Consider the following 15,717-nt stretch of genomic DNA (forward strand, 5'->3'; position numbering starts at 1 on the left):
TGCGCGGGGATGCCGGGGAAATGTCGGCGCGCGAGCGTACAGTCGGGCGGTGGAGCGTACCGAATCGATGCTGGCGGAGACCCGACCACCCGGCGTGGCCGACGCGGATCCGGGCAGCGTGCTGCTGCCCGGCCACGACGTGCCGTTGGGGCGTTACACGACGGTCCGTCGGCTGTTGCCGCAGCGTCCGCGCCGGATGGTGGGCGCCTGGTGTTTCGTGGACCACTTCGGCCCGGACGACGTGGCGGAGCGTCCCGGCATGGAGGTGCCGCCGCACCCGCACACCGGCCTGCAGACGGTGACCTGGCTACTCGACGGCGAGATCATCCACCGGGACAGCCTCGGCAACGTCCAGCCGATCCGGCCCGGTCAGCTCAACGTGATGACGTCCGGGCACGGCATCTCCCATTCCGAGCGGTCGCCGGCCACGCATCCGCCGGTGATGCACGGCGTGCAGCTGTGGGTGGCGCTGCCGGACCCGGCTCGGGCGGGTTCGGCGGCCTTCGCGCACCACGCCGACCTGCCGCGCTGGCGCGACGACGACGTGACCTTCACTCTCCTTGTCGGCGACTTCGCCGGGCAGCGGTCCCCGGCGGTGGTGCACACACCGCTGGTGGGCGTGCAGCTGGAGCTGAGTGGTGAGGCGCCGGCGACGCTGCCGTTGCGGCCCGATTTCGAGTACGCAGTGCTGGCGATGTCCGGGTCCGCGGAGGCTGCCGGGGTCGGGTTCGAGCCGGGGGCGCTGCTCTACCTGGGTACGGGCCGTTCGGAGGTGACAGTGCGCGGCGGGACGGGGGCCCGGTTGCTGCTGCTGGGCGGCGCGCCGTTCGAGGAACCGCTGGTGATGTGGTGGAACTTCGTCGGTCGCTCGCACGAGGAGGTCGTCGCCGCCCGGGAGGACTGGATGGCCGGGGGCGAACGCTTCGGTGTGGTCGCCGACGACGCGGCGCCCCCGCTGCCAGCGCCGGCCCTGCCCAGCACCCGACTCAAGGCCCGTGACCGCACCGGCGGCCTGCACGGCTGACCTGCCCGATCGGTGACGGCGGCCGACGCAGCGCGACGCGAACCGGTGAGGTCATGCAGACAGCGGACAGCACGCCGAGATCGACCACCTCGGAAGTGCACTGGCCCACAGTTTGGCAAAATCTGACCGTACGGAGGATGTTGTGTCGTAGGGTTGGACCCGGCAGTGCTGGCCGCTCGGTTCGAGCGGGCATCCACCGCTGGGTGGCCGCGATCCGGTTCGGGCGCGGTTCATCGCCTGGGCAGGTTTGCGTGGCGCCCCTGGTCGCGGTTCGTGGCCTCGGGGCGCCCGCCTGTCCCGGCGCTCCTGACACGCGTCGACGCGATCGGTAGAGCGCCCCCCATCGCCACCTCCCAGCGCCCCAGCGCCCGCGCCGCGCCCGGCGGCGGCCGCAACAAACACGGCACCCCTCAGCGGGCCAGACCGGCCAGCAGGTTAACCGTGACGGCGATGATGAACGCCCCGAACAGGTACGACAGCAGCGAATGGCGCAGCACGGTCCGCCGCATCTCATTGCTCGTGAGGTTGGTGTCGGAGACCTGGAACGTCGTCCCGATGGTGAAGGCGACGTACGCGAAGTCGGCATAGCAGGGCGGTTCGGCCTGGTTGAAGTTCACCCCGCCGTCCGGGCCGGTGTAGTAGATCCGGGCGTACCGGGCGGCGAACACGGTGTGCACGACAAGCCAGGAGAGCAGCACGCTCAGCACGCCCAGGCCGCCGGACAGGTCGCGGACCAGACCCGGCGGCGACGAGCGCGCGCTGGCGACGACAAGTCCCACGGCGAGCAGGCTGGCGATGCACGCCACCAACAGGAGCACGTCACGGATGGCCCGGTTGGGATCCTCGTAGACAGCCAGCCGCGCGGTCTGGGTGGCGTCCAGCGGCCAGATCGTGCGCCACACGTACACCAGCCAGGTGAGCGCGGCGGCGTCCCAGCCGGCAAGCGGGGCGAGCGGCGGTGACACCGTGATGGCGAAGGCGCCGCCGGCGACGATCCCGACCACTGCCACCACGACGACCTGCGCCGAGGCGGGGGTGTGTCCGTCCGGGCCGCGGGACAGCGGACGCCTGCCGGTCATCCGGGCGGCCCGGCCGAATCTGTCACCGTCGGGTCAGATGCCGCGGAGGTGTTGCGACACCCGGTTGTGTTTCTTGTCCCGGGCCTGCTCGGCACGCTGCGCCGGGCTCACCTCGGGCGCGGCGTCGATGCCGGCGGACCGGGCGACCTCGTTTCCGTTGGCGTAGTCCACGGCCGGCGGCAGTGCGCGCAGCGCCTTCAACACGTCCGGCGGGGCACCTTCCCGTTCGGCCTCGCGGACCACGTCGTCCTTCTCGGCCGGGTAGTCCAGGCTCGACAGGTACTGCAGGACGTCGGCGTAGCTCGCCATAACAGCGGCTCCTCGTGGCATCGATGTGGTCACGACCGGCGGCGGTTACCCGCTCGCCGCCTGCTCACGCCGGGCCGGCGCAGGAAATCGGCGCCGTTTCCGTCGCGCCGCCGCGGGTACCCGCAGGCGCCGTCGACAAGCCCGAGGGGGTACGCATGAACTACGACACCTTTGTCGACCAGGTTTCCCAGCGCACTGCTACGTCGTCCGAGCAGGCGGTCGAGCTGACCCGTGCGGTGCTGGAGACGTTCGCCGAGCGGTTGACCGGTGGCGAGGTGCTGGACCTGGCCGCCCAGTTGCCGAAGCCCCTGCAACTGGTGTTGAAGCCGAGCCCCAGTACCGAGCAGGCTGACCGGTTCGGGGCGGCCGAGTTCGTGGCGCGGGTTGCGTTGCGCGCGGGCGTGGACGAGATTGCCGCCCGCGACGCCGTCCGGGCGGTCTTCACCACGCTGCGCGAGGCGATCACCGGCGGGGAGTTCGACGACGTGGCCACTCAGCTCCCGCGCGACTACCGCGACCTGGTGGAACAGGCGATGGCTCCCGGCGCGACGCTGCGCCGTGCCTGACGATCGGTACCTACAGCGGTTGGCCAGGGCAACCATCGGTGTCCCGCTTGGCGCGGTGATTCAGGCTGGCCTAACCTGGTCGTGCGAGGGGAGTACTTCCCACGAACCATACCGGTCAGTACGGCGCGCCCGGCGCGCCTCGGGTGGTTGCCCATCTCCGATGGGTGAAGGAGACCTCGAACATGACATGGTGTTCGAGGAGACCTGATGACCGAATTGTCGCCCCTGTCCGCCGCGAGCTCACTGTCGTCGGTGGGTACGCCCACCCTCTGGGCGGTGACGATCGTCGGCGTGCTGGTGCTGCTCGTCCTGGACTTCCTGGTGACGCGCCGCCCGCATGAGGTGTCCATGCGGGAAGCGGTCGGCTGGTCGGCGTTCTACATCGCGCTGCCGCTGGCCTTCGGCGGCTGGGTGTGGGCCCGCTACGGCTCCCAGCAGGGCGTGGAATACCTGACCGGTTACCTGGTCGAGAAGTCCCTCTCGGTCGACAACCTCTTCGTCTTCATGCTGCTGCTGGCCGCGTTCGCGGTGCCGTCCGTGCTCGCCCAGCGGGTGCTGCTCTACGGCATCGCCGGTGCGCTGGTACTGCGCGGTGTCTTCATCGCCCTGGGCGCGGCGGCGCTCCAGACCCTCGACTTCGCGTTCCTGCTCTTCGCGATCATCCTCCTCGCCACGGCGGCGAAGCTGCTGCGTGACGCCCTCTCCGGGCACCAGCAGGAAGTCGACATCAACAAGATGCGGTCGGTGCGGCTGCTGCGCAAGATCATGCCAGTGGTCAACGAGTACCACGGCACCAAGATGACCGTCCGGCAGGGCGCGAAGCGGGCGCTCACCCCGTTCGCCCTGGTGGTGGTGGCGGTGCTGGCCACCGACATCGTCTTCGCCGTCGACTCGGTGCCTGCGGTCTACGGCATCACCGAGGACCCGTACCTGGTCTTCGCCACGAACGCCTTCGCCCTGTTGGGCCTGCGGGCGCTCTACTTCGTCCTGCACGCCGCGTTGAGCCGGCTCGTGCACCTCAGCTACGGCCTGGCCATCATCCTTGCGTTCATCGGTCTCAAGCTCGGCCTGCACTGGGCGCACGGCATCTGGGACAACGTGCCGGAGATCCCCACCCTCGCCTCGCTCGGCGTGATCATCGGTGTGCTCGTGGTGGTCACCCTGACCAGCCTGCGCGCCACCCGGGGGCAGCAACCCGACCGCCGCGAGGTCGTCTCCGAGCGGCACTGACGCCGGCACGCCGGCACGACGAGGGGGTACGCGGGAAAGGTCCCGCCCCGGCCGACGCGAATGGTACGACTGTGCAATGGGAATCGTGTCACCGGGCTTTCAGGGTCGGCCCCGATCACAGGAGCCGACCCTGCCCCCTGGGCAGTACCTGACCGAGGACTTTCCGGTGCTCTCCGCTGGCCCGACGCCCCGTGTGTCGCTGGACACCTGGGAGTTCGTCATCTCCGTCGAGAACGGCACCGAACGCCGGTGGTCGTGGCAGGAGTTGATGGCGCTGCCGCAGGAGACGCCGACGGTGGACATCCACTGCGTCACCCGCTGGTCGAAGCTCGGCACCACGTGGCAGGGCGTCTCACTGGACACGCTGCTCGACGGTGTGGACACCGGCGCGCACTACGCGCTTGCGCACTCCTACGGCGGCTACACCACGAACCTGCCACTGGACGACCTGCGCGGCGGCCGGGCCTGGGTGGCGCACACCTTCGACGGCGCGCCGCTGGCGCCGGAGCACGGCGGCCCGGCGCGGCTGCTGGTGCCACACCTGTACTTCTGGAAGTCCGCCAAGTGGGTGCGCGGCATCCGGCTCAAGACGATGGACCAGCCCGGCTTCTGGGAGACCGCCGGCTACCACGACTACGGCGACCCCTGGCGCGAACAGCGGTACCAGGGTGACTGAGCGCGCTGTCGCGGCGGGCACCCGACGCCCGACGCCGAACCGGTGGCAGGTGGGCCGGCTCGTGGAGCGCCGGGTGGAGACGCGGACCGCGCAGACCCTCGTGCTGGAGGTGCCGGACTGGCCGGGGCACCTGCCCGGGCAGCACGTCGACCTGCGGCTGACAGCGCCGGACGGCTACCAGGCCGCCCGGTCGTACTCGATCGCAGGGCCGGTGGTGGACGGCCCCGGCGGGCCGCGCATCGAGGTGACGGTGCAGCGGGTCCACGACGGCGAGGTGTCGCCGTACCTCATCGATGTTTTCGGTGTGGGCGACCCGGTGGAGGTGCGCGGACCGCTCGGCGGGTGGTTCATCTGGCGGCCGGAGCAGACCGAGCCGGTGCAGCTGCTCGGTGGCGGCTCCGGCGTCGTGCCGCTGATGGCGATGATCCGCGCCCGGCGGGCTGCGGGCAGCAGGGTGCCGTTTCGGCTGCTCTACTCGGTGCGCACCCCCGCCGATCTGATCTACGGCGACGAGTTGCGCCGCCGGGCCCGCGACGACTTCGGGCTGGACGTCGCGTATGTCTACACCCGTGAGGCGCCCGAGGGGTGGCGCGGCGAACCACACCGCATCGGGTTGGCCGACGTGAACACCCACGGCTGGCCACCGGATCTGGAACCGCTCACCTACGTCTGCGGCCCGACCGGGTTCGTGGAAACCGTCGCCGACCTGCTGGTGGGGCTCGGCCACCCGTCGCGGCGGGTCAAGACCGAACGTTTCGGCCCGACGGGCTGACGGCACCGCATCGCCCTGCTCCGCTTGCACCGCCCCGCTCGCCCCGCCTGCTTGCACCGCCCCGCTTCGTCGAGGAGACCCGATGACCGAGATGTCGTACCTGGACGGCAACATGCTCGACGGCCCGCTGCGTGAGCTGTTCGCCGTCGATCTGAGCACCGCGACGGGCCGCTGTGAGAACTGCGGGACGACCGGTTCGATGGCGAGCCTGCACGTCTTCGCCAACGCGCCCGGCATGGTCGCCCGTTGCCCGTCCTGCGAGGAGGTGATGCTGCGACTGGTCCGCGGGCCCGACCGGGCCTGGCTGGACCTGCGCGGCACCACCTACCTCCAGGTCCCGATGCCGATGGAGCAGCCGCGCCCCGGCCCGCTGTGACCGGGCCGCTCGGTCACGTGCGTGCGGCTGCGCCGCTCGGTCACGCGCGTGCGGCTGCGCCGCTCGGTCACGCGCGTGCGGCTGCGCCGCTCGGTTGCGCCAAAGGTGCCAGGCCGCACGACGCCGCCAGACCCTCGGCCTCGATGCCGAGGGCGACGTTGACCCGCGCGAACTGATTGGTCAACGCCACCCAGGCGGTCAGCTCCACCACCGCAGGTGCCCCGAGCTGTGCGACCAACCGGGCGGACAGCTCGTCGGTGACGGTGGGCGGCGTCTGCGACATCGCCTCGGCGTACTCCAGGACGTCGCGCTCCAACGGCGTGAAGACGTCCGACTCGCGCCAGCGCGGCACCTCGCGGGCCTTTGTCACGTCCAGGCCCTCGTTGTGCGCCTGGAAGTAGCCCAGGTCCAGGCAGAACGAGCAGCCGATCAACGATGCCACCGCCATGTGGGCGTACGACTTCAGGTCCTTGTCGCACTCGTTCCACTTACCGGCCCGTCGACCGCTGCCGAAGTTGAACTTCAGCACCTGCCGGTGGTGCCACAGCACACCGAGCCCGTCTGGCACCCGGCCGAGCATCTTCCTGCTGAACCTCTTCAGTACGGCGCCGTAGAGGCCCGTGATCTCGGCCGGGGGAATCCTTGTGTCGCCGGTCATTGCTCCTCCTCGTCGGGTGGTCTCGGCATGAGACACCGGCCGGGGCCGGCACGTGACAGAGCGCCGAGGTCAGCGAGGAGGTGTCACTCAGATGGCGTCACCGCAGTGGCGTCGGCGCACCACAGGGCGGCGGTAGGGCGGCGGCGACGTCGGCGGCGTTCTCGAATGCGGCTGCCGATCAGCCGATGGTTGCCGTCACCTGTCGATCACGGGTGGGCGGCGCTCGACTCGCGGCTCTGCGTATCGAGGTCACGCAGTGCGAATCGGAGGTGCTGCCACTCCTCGTCGAAGATCACATGAAGGCAGTGCACGACCGGCTCCTCGTGGTCGGGTGACCACGGGGTGGGCCGAGGCTCGGCGAGCAGCTCCGGTGTGACGGTGGCCAGGAAGCCGCGCACCATTGCCTGCCGCTCGGCGCGCAGCCGGAGCACCTCCGTGAAGCTGGGCTGCTCGGTGGCGAACACCGACATGTCGAAGCCGTCGGAGGCGTACTCGGTGTAGGGCTGGCCGAACGGGTGGAACGGCTGTGGCCGGCGCAGGACCGCCTTGCCCAGCCATGCGTCGGCGGCGAAGGCGAGATGCCGCAACGTCTGCGCGAACGACCACTCGCCGTCGACCGACACGTGGACGGCGCCCTCGGGCATCGCCGTGGCCCGCTCGGTCGCCGCCGCCCAGGCCCGCTCGGTCGCCGCCCACGCCGTGCGCAGGGCATCGGGTTGCGTCGCCTGCCTCAACTCGCGCCCCGGGAACCGCCGGTTCAGCTCCGCTTCGACGAGCGGCACGACGTCCACACCGTTTACCAGCAGTGTGCCGTCGGCCAGCCACGGTGCGTCGATGTCGAGCCCGTTGACGTCGACGCCGCGCATCACCGCCCCGGCCAGCGTCGACCTGTGGAACCGTGCACCCCGCAGGTCCCTGTCGACGAACGTCGCGTAGTCGCCCTGGCCCATCGCGCCCTCCCCGTTGACGGTTGCGGTGACGGTAACGGGCGGGTCCGACAACACCGGCGGATCGCTGTCACTGGCGTGCTGCACGATGCCGTCATGACCGTCATCGTGGAGATCCACGTACCGCTGACACCGGCGCCGTCCGGCGAGGCCGGCACCTACGCGTACCAGTGGATCGACACGGTCGAGGCCTTCCTTGCCGAGCTGGAGGACGAGGGTGTGATCGAGGTGTACGACGACGGCGAGGAGGTCGACGACGTCTACGTCTTCTTCCTCAGCGGCGCGGACGAGGCAGGTCTGCTGGCCGCCGCCTCGCGGGTCGCGACTCTCGAAGGGGTGCCGGCCGGCGCATTCGCCGTGGTCACCGGCGATGCGGCGATCTGAGTAGCGCCGATGATCTTCTGCTGAGTAGTGTGGATCATCGGATGGTCGGCGGCCGTTCGCGTAGCGCGACGTGCGTGCCGCCGACGCCGCAGGGCACCAGAAAGTGAGTGTGGACAGATGCAACCGACGTTCGTACTGGTGCACGGAGCTTTCGCGAACTCGTTCTCCTTCGCGCCACTCCAGGCCGAGCTCGGCCTCCTCGGGCACCGTTCGGTTGCCGTCGATCTTCCGGGGCACGGGTTCGCCGCTACGTACCCGCGGGCCTATCAGGCCCCGCAGGATCTCGAAGGGCTCGCCACCGCGCCCGGGGCCATCAGGTCCGTCACGCTCGCCGACAACGCCGCGCACCTCATCGGGACACTGGAGCGGGCCAAGCGGAACGGGCCCGTCATCCTCGTCTCACACAGCCGTGGCGGCATGACGGCCACGGTCGCAGCCAACCAGCGGCCCGACCTGATCGACCGCATCGTCTATGTCTCCGCCTGGTGCCCCGTCGACCTCCACGTCGGCGCCTACTACGCCGAGCCCGAGATGGCCACTGTCGACACCAAAGGCCTGGCGTCGGCAATGGTCGGGAACCCTGCCGAGCTCGGGCTGCTGCGCGCCAACTTCCGCACCGCCGACCCTGCCGTCCTCGCGGCCCTGAAGGCGGCTTTCCTCGCCGACGGGACGGACGAGGAGTTCATGGTCTTCCTCAACACCTTCCAGCCCGACGAGAACCTCGACGCCGGCACACCCGACGACCGGGCGCAGCCCGACAGTTGGGGGCGGATCCCCAGGACGTACGTGCGGCTGACCGAGGACACCTCGGTGCCGCTCGCCATGCAGGACCGGATGATCCGCGAGGGCGACGCGCTGACGCCGGAGAACCCCTACGACGTCCGTACGCTCACCAGCAGCCACCTGAAGTGGCTTGTCGACCCGGCACCGGCGGCCCGGGTTCTGGGTGACATCGCCGCGCTCCTGCCTGCCTGATCACCGCTCCGCTGCGAATACTCGGCTGCGCGCGACGCGCCTCAGTCCTAGGCTTCGGCCCCAAGGGCAGACCGGGCCGGCTGGTGGAGTCGCACGGTCGGCGGATCGGAGATGAACAGAGCGATGGCCAGCCAACTGTTCGCCGTGTGCTTCGACGCGAGTCAACCCCTGTGTGTCGCCCGGTTCTGGGCCGACCTCCTGGGTCGGGAGATGGTCGACGATCCACGCGATGGGGCAGTGGTGCTCCCGGATGACGACGTCGGGTTCCGGCTCCGCTTCGCGGCGACCGCCGACCCGAAGGTCGTGCAGAACCGGATGCACTTCGACCTGACGAGCGCATCCGCCGAGGAGCAGCAGCAGACGGTGGCACGGGCGCTGGAACTCGGCGCACGCCACATCGACGTCGGCCAGCTCCCGGAGGAGGGCCATGTGGTGCTCGCCGACCCCGAGGGCAACGAGTTCTGTGTCATCGAGGCGGGCAACAACTTCCTCGCGGGCTGCGGGTTCGTCGGGGCGCTGGCGTGTGACGGCTCGCAGGCCGTCGGATACTTCTGGAGTGAGGCGCTCGGCTGGCCGCTGGTCTGGGACCAGGACGAGGAGACCGCGATCCAGTCGCCGCGCGGCGGCGCGAAGATCACCTGGGGTGGGCCACCGGCCGCGCCGAACGGTGGCCGGGACCGGGTGCGGTACGAGCTCGTCCCCGACGGTGATCACCAGGCGGAGGTTGACCGTCTGCTCTCCCTTGGCGCGACGCGCTTCGACACCGACCATGACGTGGCCGGGCGGGTGGCGCTTGCCGACCCCGACGGCACGGAGTTCCGAGTGCTGACGCCCCGGTAGCGCACAGCCCGGCCCGCCAGATGCCACTCGATCCAGGATCCGGTGGTCACGCGGGCCAGGGGAGACCACTGAATCGTGGTTCGAGCACTGCGCACGGGCACGCGCACGCGGCACAGGCACAGGCACGCGCGGGTTGGACAACGGCCGCGCTGGTCGGTCAGAGTGGGCGGCCGTGAGATACCTGCGTACCGGCGGTCCCGCCGCGATCCGACGACCCCGCCCCACCGACGTCGACGAGTTCGTGGCCGCCGCGCGGCGCAGTCGGGACCTGCACCACCCGTGGCTGCTCGCGCCGAGCAGCCCCGAGGAGTACGCCGGATATCTGCGCAAGATCCGCCGCCGGGACAGCTCCGGTTACCTCATCTGCGACCGGGCCAGCGGTGACATCGCCGGCTACGTCACCATCAGCGGCATCGTGCTGGGCGCGCTGCGCGGCGGCTACCTGGGGTACGCGGCGTTCCAGCCGTACAGCGGCACCGGACATGCCTCGGCGGGCGTCGCCCTTGTCATCGACCACGCGTTCAGCGCTGGCGGCCTGCACCGGCTGGAGGCGAACATCCAGCCGGGCAACGAGCCGTCCCGGCGGGTGGCCCGCAAGTTGGGTTTCCGGCTGGAGGGCTTCTCCCCGGACTACCTGTTCATCGACGGCGCGTGGCGGGACCACGAACGGTGGGCGATCACCGCGCCGACCCCCACGTGACCGCCCGCCAAGATCCGCGCAACGTCAGGGAAAGTACCGCCAAGATCCGCGCAACGTCAGGGAAAGTACCGCCAAGATCCGCGCAACGTCAGGGAAAGTGCTGCCTCACCAACAGTTGAGGCAGCAGGATCCCTGATGTTGCGCGGATCTTGAGCGGGCGGGCGGGCGAGCGAGCGGGCGGGCGGGCGGCGGCGCGCGGCGCCGCGCGGCGGTGTCAGCTGCCGGGGCGGGGGAAGGCCACCGGGCTGCGCAGGCCGTTGCTGTTGACCGCGCGGATGCCGAAGAACACGTTGTCCTTGGACAGGTCGATGCTGACCTCGGTGACGTCACCGACCGGGATCACGCGCTGCCACTCGGCGGCGGTGGTCTCCCGCCACACCACCTCGTACCCGGTCAGGTTCGGCTCGTCGCCGCGCTGCCAGCGCAGTGTGGTGTTGTTCGTCAGGTCGGTGGTGACGATGATGGCGCCCTTGGGTGTGCCGGGCGCCTGGGCCAGTGACCAGAGCGCCGCGCCGTTGACCCGGGCCACCCGGGCGATGTACGTGAAGTCGCAGAACTCGGGCAGGTCGCCGTACTGTTTGCCGTCCTGCACCCGGACGTCCTGGTGCTGGTGGGCGAAGTCCTCGTTGGGCTCGGTGAACCGGGCCGCCGGCCAGCCCTCCCGCAGGAACGAGATGTGGTCGCTGCCGCGCAGGTAGCGGTCCCGCCGGTAGATCACCCGTACGCGCATGCCGGTGTCGTCGTTGTCGGCCACGTCCCGGACGAACCGGGCGAGCTGCCGCGACGGCGAGTCGTTCTCGCCGCCGACGGACTGCCGGGTGGTGGCCTCCGCAGGTGTCTCCGCCGTCGGCACGCCCTCGGCGAACAGGCGCACCGAGTACGGGTCGCGGGTGCCGTCGTCGGCGGTGCTGCTGCCCACGATGTCGTCGCTGAACATGCCCTGCACGTCCGCGCCGGCTGCCTTGAGTTGCTGGGCCAGGTACGCAGACCCGTACAGGCCCTGCTCCTCGGCGGCGACCGCGGCGAACACGATGGTGGCCGCTGTGGGACGGGTGGCCATCAGGCGGGCCAGCTCCATGACGACGGCCACCCCCGACGCGTCGTCGTCGGCGCCCGGCGCGTCGCTCACGGCGTCCATCACGTCGGTGACCCGGGAGTCGTAGTGGCCGGTCACCACGTACGTCCGGTTCGGGGCGCTCTGACCCCGCACTGTGGCCACGACGTTGGTGATCCGGGTGGCGGTGGGGATCCGGGACGCGGGCTGCTGGACGTACGACTGGAGCTCGACTGTCATGCGGCCGCCGGACGTGGCCGCGTACTCCTGCATGCGGGCGTAAATCCAGTCCCGGGCGGCGCCGATGCCCCGGTGGGGGTCGTCCTGGTCGGAGAGGGTGTGTCGGGTGCCGAACGCGGCAAGCCGGCGCACGATCGCCTCGATCCGTCGGGGGTCGACCTGGCGCAGCAGGTCGCGCAGCTCACGGTCGGGGCGCTGGGGGCGGGCGGGGCGTCCGGGGCCGGCGGGGTGCGACGGGTTGGCGGTGGCGGGCGCGGTGAGCGCGGGCAGCGCGACGGTGGCGGCGGTCGCGGCGGTGGCGGCGGCCGAGGCGGACAGGAAGCTGCGGCGGGTGGGCTTCGTGGGCCGCTCGCCGGTCTGGTCTGATCCCATTCCGGCATCCTGCCCATCGATGGAGGTGTCTGTCCATATCGTCCGTCGTTGATGTTGTGCAGGTTCGGCGCGGGGTCGCACGTTTGTCCGGGGATTCGACGGGAAACGCCCCGCAATGACGAAACCTCGTGTGGTGATCGTGGGGGCCGGGTTCGCCGGTTACCACGCGGCGAAGACGTTGAGCCGGATCGCCCGGGACCGGGCTGAGATCGTGGTGCTCAACTCCACCGACTACTTCCTGTACCTGCCGCTGCTGCCCGAGGTGGCGGCCGGCGTGGTCGAGCCCAGACGGATCGCCGTGCCGTTGACCGGGACCCTCAAGGGCGTCCGGGTGGTCATCGGCGAGGCGGACCACGTCGACCTCCAGAACCGCTGGGTCGGTTTCACCCAGGCCGAGGGCGACCGCAACCGGCTGGCGTACGACAGGCTGATTCTCGCCGTGGGCAGCGTCAACAAGCTGCTGCCCATCCCGGGCGTCACCGAGTACGCGCACGGCTTCCGCGGCCTGCCCGAGGCTGTCTACCTGCACGATCACATCGTCCGCCAGATCGAGCTGGCCGAGCAGGCCGAGGACCCGGCGGAGCAGCAGGCGCGCGCCACGTTCGTGGTGGTCGGCGCGGGCTACACCGGGACCGAGGTCGCCGCGCACGGGCAGTTGTTCACCGACCGGCTGCACGCGCAGCGGCCGCGGCTCACCGTCCGCCCCCGGTGGATGCTGCTGGACGTCGCCCCCCGTGTCCTGCCCGAGCTGGACAAGCGGATGTCGCGGACGGCCCACCGGGTGCTCGAAAGGCGCGGCGTCGACGTCCGGATGGGCACCTCGGTGGCCGAGGCGACCGCCGACGGTGTGAAGCTCACCGACGGCGAGTACGTGCCCACCTGCTCGCTCGTCTGGTGCGTCGGGGTGCGCCCCGACCCGTTCGTCAGCGAGCTGGGTCTGCGCACCGAGAAGGGTCGCCTGGTCGTCGACGAGTTCCTCAACGTCCCCGGCTATCCCGAGGTGTACGCCTGCGGCGACGCCTCCGCGGTGCCCGACCTGGCCCGACCCGGCGAGGTCTGCACGATGACCGCCCAGCACGCCCAGCGGCAGGGCAAGCTGGCCGCGCACAACATCGCCGCGTCGTACGGCTTCGGCCGGCGCAAGCCGTACAAGCACCACGACCTGGGGTGGGTCGTCGACCTGGGAGGCAAGGACGCGGCGGCGAACCCGTTGCAGGTGCCGCTGGCGGGGCTGCCGGCGAAGGCGGTCACCCGGGCGTACCACCTGATGGCGATGCCGGGAAACCGCACGCGCGTCGGCGCCGACTGGGCGTTGGACGCCGCGCTGACCCGTCCGGCGGTCCAGCTCGGGCTGGTGCCGGCGAACGCCGTGCCGCTGGAGAGCACCTCGCCCGAGGTCGCGGCCCGCGCCCGCTGAGCTTCCGCCGATCCGGCCGCTGCTGCTCAGCCGCGAGGCGAGTCGGCGGCCCCGGCGCCACCGGTCGGCCCAGCGCCACCTCGGGGCTCGGCGCCACCTTCGGGCTCTGTGCCAGCTTCGGGTTCGACGCCGTCGGCGGCGGGTGCCGGGCGGAACCGGCGCGGGCCGTACTCGCGGAGCAGTGTCTGCACGATGCCCGCGGCCGGGATGGCCAGCAGCGCGCCGAGCAGCCCGGCCAGCTCCACCGCGAGCAGCACGCTCACCAGCACTGTCAGTGGGTTGAGCCGGACCGCGCGGGACAGGATGAGCGGCTGGAGCAGGTGGTTCTCCACCTGCTGGTAGACCACGAAGAAGACGAGCACGATGATCCCGGCGGTGGGGGAGTGCAGGAAGCCGGCACCGGTGGCGATCACCGCGCCGAGCGTCGCGCCGACAAGCGGTATCAGGTCGGTCACCGCCACCAGCAGGGCGATCACCCCGGCGAACGGCACGCCGAGGACCGTCAGCACCACGAACGTCAACGCCCCGCAGATCACGCTGATCAGCAGGTTTCCGGTGAGATAGCCGGTGATGGTCCGCGACACCTGCTGGCCTACCCGGCGCAGCCGCTCACCCCGACCGTCCCCGGCCGCCGCGAGCACGCCGCCGGTGATCCGCGGGGCTTCCAACACCATGAGGTACGCGAGCACGACGACAGTGACCAGCCCTGTGATCGTCTCCACGATGGCGCGTAGCACCACCACAGCGGGTTGACGCAGCCGGGTGCCGACATCGCGCAACTCGTCGGAGTGGTCGCTGAGGTAGCGCCGGGCGCCGGTGCGTTCCAGAAGCTGCCCCAGCGGGCCGCGCCCGGCGCGCGCGTCGCGCACCATCTCGGGTGCCCGGTCGGCGAAACGGCCCACATCGTCCAGGAGCGGCACCAGGATGAGCGTGGCGACGAGGGCCAGGATCACGAAGGCGCCGAGGAACACCAGCAGCGTGGCCACCGCCCGCCGCCTGACGAACCGGCGTTGCAGCCGGTCCACTGCCGGCTTGAGCGCGATGGCGAAGAAGGCGGCCACCACGACCCAGATCAGCACACGGTGTGTCGCGTACACGAAGACCAGCGCGAGTGCGGTCGCCAGCACCAGGCCGATCACGATCAGGGCGCGGCGGGCGGTCGCCCGATCGTCGGCGTTGCTCACAGGCCGCGCCTTCCCCACGCGCGGCGTCGGAAACCCGGCATCGCGGGCGGCACGGGTGCTTTGCGGGTCGAGCCGCCCGTATGCCACCGAGGTGTCCGAGGGCCGTCGGTCGGCGCGAGGGCCGTCAGTCGGCGTCGGTGTACGGCTGGGCGCCGGCGATGAACGTGTCGAGGGCGGCGGCGTGCAGCAGGCCGCCGGGCACCGGGTCCCGCAGTGCGGCCACCGCCAGCCGGCCGACAGGAAGCCCGCCCGGCCGGTGCGTCGCGGCGAGCACCAGGTTGCCGTAGCGCCGTCCCCGCAACATCCGGCGGTCGCCGAGCACGCACACGTCGCCGAAGACCGCCCGCAGCGTCGCCACCTGCACGCGGGTACCGACCAGCGGCGGCAGGTCGGTGACGTTCACCAGGTACAGCCCGCCGGGGCGCAGCGTGCGGGCCACCTCGGCGGCGAACTCCACGCTGCGGACGTGCCGGGGCATCAGGGCCGCCCGGTAGATGTCGGCTATCACCAGGTCGTACCCGTCGGGCGGGGCGGCGGTGACCGCGTCCCGGGCGTCGGCGACCTCGACCCGCACCTCCGGTGGCAGCGGTGGCAGTTCCCGGGCGACAAGGTCGACGACCTCCCGGTCCCGCTCGACGACCAGTTGCCGGGAGCCTGGCCGGGTGGCGGCCAGCCAGCGCGGCAGCGTCAACGCCCCGCCGCCCAGGTGCAGCACGTCCAGCGGGGCACCTGCCGGTGCCGCGATCTGCGCCGCCGAGGCGATCCGCCGGACGTACTCGAAGTGCAGATGAAGAGGATCCTCGACGTCCACGTACGACTGCTCGACACCGGCGGCGAGCAGCGTGCGTCCGGTCCGGCGAACCGGATCGGCGACAAGCTCCAACCGGTCGGCAGCACGGCTCATGAGGGGCACG

At 71.2% G+C, this 15,717-nt stretch carries 18 protein-coding genes; 11 read left to right on the forward strand and 7 right to left on the reverse strand.

The genetic code is table 11. The annotated features are described in order from the left end of the window. Nucleotides 1–49: 49 nt before the first annotated feature. Nucleotides 50–1,024 (forward strand): pirin family protein, encoded by a 975-nt coding sequence (locus tag ACLQ23_RS04330; protein WP_355595014.1) that lies wholly within the window; start codon nucleotides 50–52, stop codon nucleotides 1,022–1,024. 410 nt (nucleotides 1,025–1,434) lie between these two features. Here ACLQ23_RS04330 and ACLQ23_RS04335 read toward each other — a convergent pair whose 3' ends face one another. Beyond that, complete coding sequence (locus ACLQ23_RS04335; RefSeq protein ID WP_355595012.1) at nucleotides 1,435–2,103, reverse strand: DUF1345 domain-containing protein; 669 nt, start codon at nucleotides 2,101–2,103, stop codon at nucleotides 1,435–1,437. 33 nt (nucleotides 2,104–2,136) lie between these two features. Continuing rightward, nucleotides 2,137–2,412 (reverse strand): DUF2795 domain-containing protein, encoded by a 276-nt coding sequence (locus tag ACLQ23_RS04340; RefSeq protein ID WP_355595010.1) that lies wholly within the window; start codon nucleotides 2,410–2,412, stop codon nucleotides 2,137–2,139. Between the two features lie 155 nt (nucleotides 2,413–2,567). On the opposite strand from ACLQ23_RS04340, the gene ACLQ23_RS04345 reads away from it, so the two are divergent. The 5 genes from ACLQ23_RS04345 (at nucleotide 2,568) to ACLQ23_RS04365 (ending at nucleotide 6,032) form a co-directional block, all read left to right on the forward strand. After that, nucleotides 2,568–2,978 (forward strand): DUF2267 domain-containing protein, encoded by a 411-nt coding sequence (locus ACLQ23_RS04345; RefSeq protein WP_355595008.1) that lies wholly within the window; start codon nucleotides 2,568–2,570, stop codon nucleotides 2,976–2,978. Between the two features lie 207 nt (nucleotides 2,979–3,185). Continuing rightward, nucleotides 3,186–4,208, forward strand: a complete 1,023-nt coding sequence (locus ACLQ23_RS04350) for a TerC/Alx family metal homeostasis membrane protein (protein WP_355595006.1) — start codon at nucleotides 3,186–3,188, stop codon at nucleotides 4,206–4,208. A gap of 76 nt (nucleotides 4,209–4,284) precedes the next feature. Next, nucleotides 4,285–4,884, forward strand: coding sequence for a sulfite oxidase-like oxidoreductase (locus tag ACLQ23_RS04355; RefSeq protein WP_355595004.1), 600 nt, complete (start codon nucleotides 4,285–4,287; stop codon nucleotides 4,882–4,884). After that, a complete protein-coding gene (locus tag ACLQ23_RS04360; RefSeq protein WP_355632420.1) occupies nucleotides 4,877–5,656 on the forward strand; it encodes a ferredoxin reductase in 780 nt (259 codons plus the stop codon). Before ACLQ23_RS04355 ends, ACLQ23_RS04360 begins: the two co-directional genes overlap by 8 nt. Before the next feature lie 82 nt (nucleotides 5,657–5,738). Beyond that, the gene (locus tag ACLQ23_RS04365) at nucleotides 5,739–6,032 is read left to right on the forward strand and encodes a DUF6510 family protein (protein WP_355595000.1); all 294 of its coding nucleotides are present in this window, start codon (nucleotides 5,739–5,741) and stop codon (nucleotides 6,030–6,032) included. 67 nt (nucleotides 6,033–6,099) lie between these two features. Here the strand turns inward: ACLQ23_RS04365 and ACLQ23_RS04370 are convergent, their stop codons facing one another. Beyond that, nucleotides 6,100–6,690, reverse strand: a complete 591-nt coding sequence (locus tag ACLQ23_RS04370; protein ID WP_355632417.1) for a carboxymuconolactone decarboxylase family protein — start codon at nucleotides 6,688–6,690, stop codon at nucleotides 6,100–6,102. Nucleotides 6,691–6,896: 206 nt separating this feature from the next. Next, the gene (locus tag ACLQ23_RS04375) at nucleotides 6,897–7,724 is read right to left on the reverse strand and encodes a DinB family protein (protein ID WP_355594996.1); all 828 of its coding nucleotides are present in this window, start codon (nucleotides 7,722–7,724) and stop codon (nucleotides 6,897–6,899) included. Between the two features lie 9 nt (nucleotides 7,725–7,733). Here ACLQ23_RS04375 and ACLQ23_RS04380 point away from each other — a divergent pair, with 9 nt between their 5' ends. From ACLQ23_RS04380 to ACLQ23_RS04395, 4 genes are all read left to right on the forward strand, one after another. Further along, entirely contained in the window at nucleotides 7,734–8,021 is a 288-nt protein-coding gene (locus tag ACLQ23_RS04380; protein ID WP_355594994.1) for a hypothetical protein, read from the forward strand. 117 nt (nucleotides 8,022–8,138) lie between these two features. Further along, a complete protein-coding gene (locus tag ACLQ23_RS04385; RefSeq protein ID WP_355632414.1) occupies nucleotides 8,139–8,996 on the forward strand; it encodes an alpha/beta fold hydrolase in 858 nt (285 codons plus the stop codon). Nucleotides 8,997–9,119: 123 nt separating this feature from the next. Beyond that, nucleotides 9,120–9,836 (forward strand): VOC family protein, encoded by a 717-nt coding sequence (locus tag ACLQ23_RS04390; protein WP_355595082.1) that lies wholly within the window; start codon nucleotides 9,120–9,122, stop codon nucleotides 9,834–9,836. 172 nt (nucleotides 9,837–10,008) lie between these two features. Beyond that, nucleotides 10,009–10,536 carry a GNAT family N-acetyltransferase gene (locus tag ACLQ23_RS04395; RefSeq protein ID WP_355594990.1) on the forward strand — a complete coding sequence of 176 codons (528 nt, stop codon included), beginning with the start codon at nucleotides 10,009–10,011 and terminating at the stop codon, nucleotides 10,534–10,536. A 214-nt stretch (nucleotides 10,537–10,750) separates the two neighbouring features. Here the strand turns inward: ACLQ23_RS04395 and ACLQ23_RS04400 are convergent, their stop codons facing one another. Then, entirely contained in the window at nucleotides 10,751–12,202 is a 1,452-nt protein-coding gene (locus ACLQ23_RS04400) for a M20/M25/M40 family metallo-hydrolase (protein ID WP_355632411.1), read from the reverse strand. A 115-nt stretch (nucleotides 12,203–12,317) separates the two neighbouring features. Here ACLQ23_RS04400 and ACLQ23_RS04405 point away from each other — a divergent pair, with 115 nt between their 5' ends. Beyond that, nucleotides 12,318–13,619 carry an NAD(P)/FAD-dependent oxidoreductase gene (locus ACLQ23_RS04405; protein WP_355594986.1) on the forward strand — a complete coding sequence of 434 codons (1,302 nt, stop codon included), beginning with the start codon at nucleotides 12,318–12,320 and terminating at the stop codon, nucleotides 13,617–13,619. A 26-nt stretch (nucleotides 13,620–13,645) separates the two neighbouring features. Here ACLQ23_RS04405 and ACLQ23_RS04410 read toward each other — a convergent pair whose 3' ends face one another. Both ACLQ23_RS04410 and ACLQ23_RS04415 read right to left on the reverse strand, forming a co-directional pair. Continuing rightward, nucleotides 13,646–14,803 carry an AI-2E family transporter gene (locus ACLQ23_RS04410; RefSeq protein ID WP_425880371.1) on the reverse strand — a complete coding sequence of 386 codons (1,158 nt, stop codon included), beginning with the start codon at nucleotides 14,801–14,803 and terminating at the stop codon, nucleotides 13,646–13,648. A 124-nt stretch (nucleotides 14,804–14,927) separates the two neighbouring features. Then, entirely contained in the window at nucleotides 14,928–15,707 is a 780-nt protein-coding gene (locus ACLQ23_RS04415) for a spermidine synthase (protein WP_425880372.1), read from the reverse strand. Nucleotides 15,708–15,717 lie beyond the last annotated feature (10 nt).

Origin of the sequence: Micromonospora sp. DT41, from assembly GCF_049841715.1 — a bacterium.
Taxonomy (GTDB): Bacteria; Actinomycetota; Actinomycetes; order Mycobacteriales; family Micromonosporaceae; genus Micromonospora; species Micromonospora profundi.

Bases quoted from the DNA above. Each gene is read 5' to 3' on its own strand.
- ACLQ23_RS04385 (WP_355632414.1), top strand. From the start codon at position 8,139: ATGCAACCGACGTTCGTACTGGTGCACGGAGCTTTCGCGAACTCGTTC.
- ACLQ23_RS04415 (WP_425880372.1), bottom strand. From the start codon at position 15,707: ATGAGCCGTGCTGCCGACCGGTTGGAGCTTGTCGCCGATCCGGTTCGC.
- ACLQ23_RS04380 (WP_355594994.1), top strand. From the start codon at position 7,734: ATGACCGTCATCGTGGAGATCCACGTACCGCTGACACCGGCGCCGTCC.
- ACLQ23_RS04370 (WP_355632417.1), bottom strand. From the start codon at position 6,690: ATGACCGGCGACACAAGGATTCCCCCGGCCGAGATCACGGGCCTCTAC.
- ACLQ23_RS04365 (WP_355595000.1), top strand. From the start codon at position 5,739: ATGACCGAGATGTCGTACCTGGACGGCAACATGCTCGACGGCCCGCTG.
- ACLQ23_RS04405 (WP_355594986.1), top strand. From the start codon at position 12,318: ATGACGAAACCTCGTGTGGTGATCGTGGGGGCCGGGTTCGCCGGTTAC.
- ACLQ23_RS04340 (WP_355595010.1), bottom strand. From the start codon at position 2,412: ATGGCGAGCTACGCCGACGTCCTGCAGTACCTGTCGAGCCTGGACTAC.
- ACLQ23_RS04390 (WP_355595082.1), top strand. From the start codon at position 9,120: ATGGCCAGCCAACTGTTCGCCGTGTGCTTCGACGCGAGTCAACCCCTG.
- ACLQ23_RS04345 (WP_355595008.1), top strand. From the start codon at position 2,568: ATGAACTACGACACCTTTGTCGACCAGGTTTCCCAGCGCACTGCTACG.
- ACLQ23_RS04355 (WP_355595004.1), top strand. From the start codon at position 4,285: ATGGGAATCGTGTCACCGGGCTTTCAGGGTCGGCCCCGATCACAGGAG.
- ACLQ23_RS04400 (WP_355632411.1), bottom strand. From the start codon at position 12,202: ATGGGATCAGACCAGACCGGCGAGCGGCCCACGAAGCCCACCCGCCGC.
- ACLQ23_RS04335 (WP_355595012.1), bottom strand. From the start codon at position 2,103: ATGACCGGCAGGCGTCCGCTGTCCCGCGGCCCGGACGGACACACCCCC.
- ACLQ23_RS04350 (WP_355595006.1), top strand. From the start codon at position 3,186: ATGACCGAATTGTCGCCCCTGTCCGCCGCGAGCTCACTGTCGTCGGTG.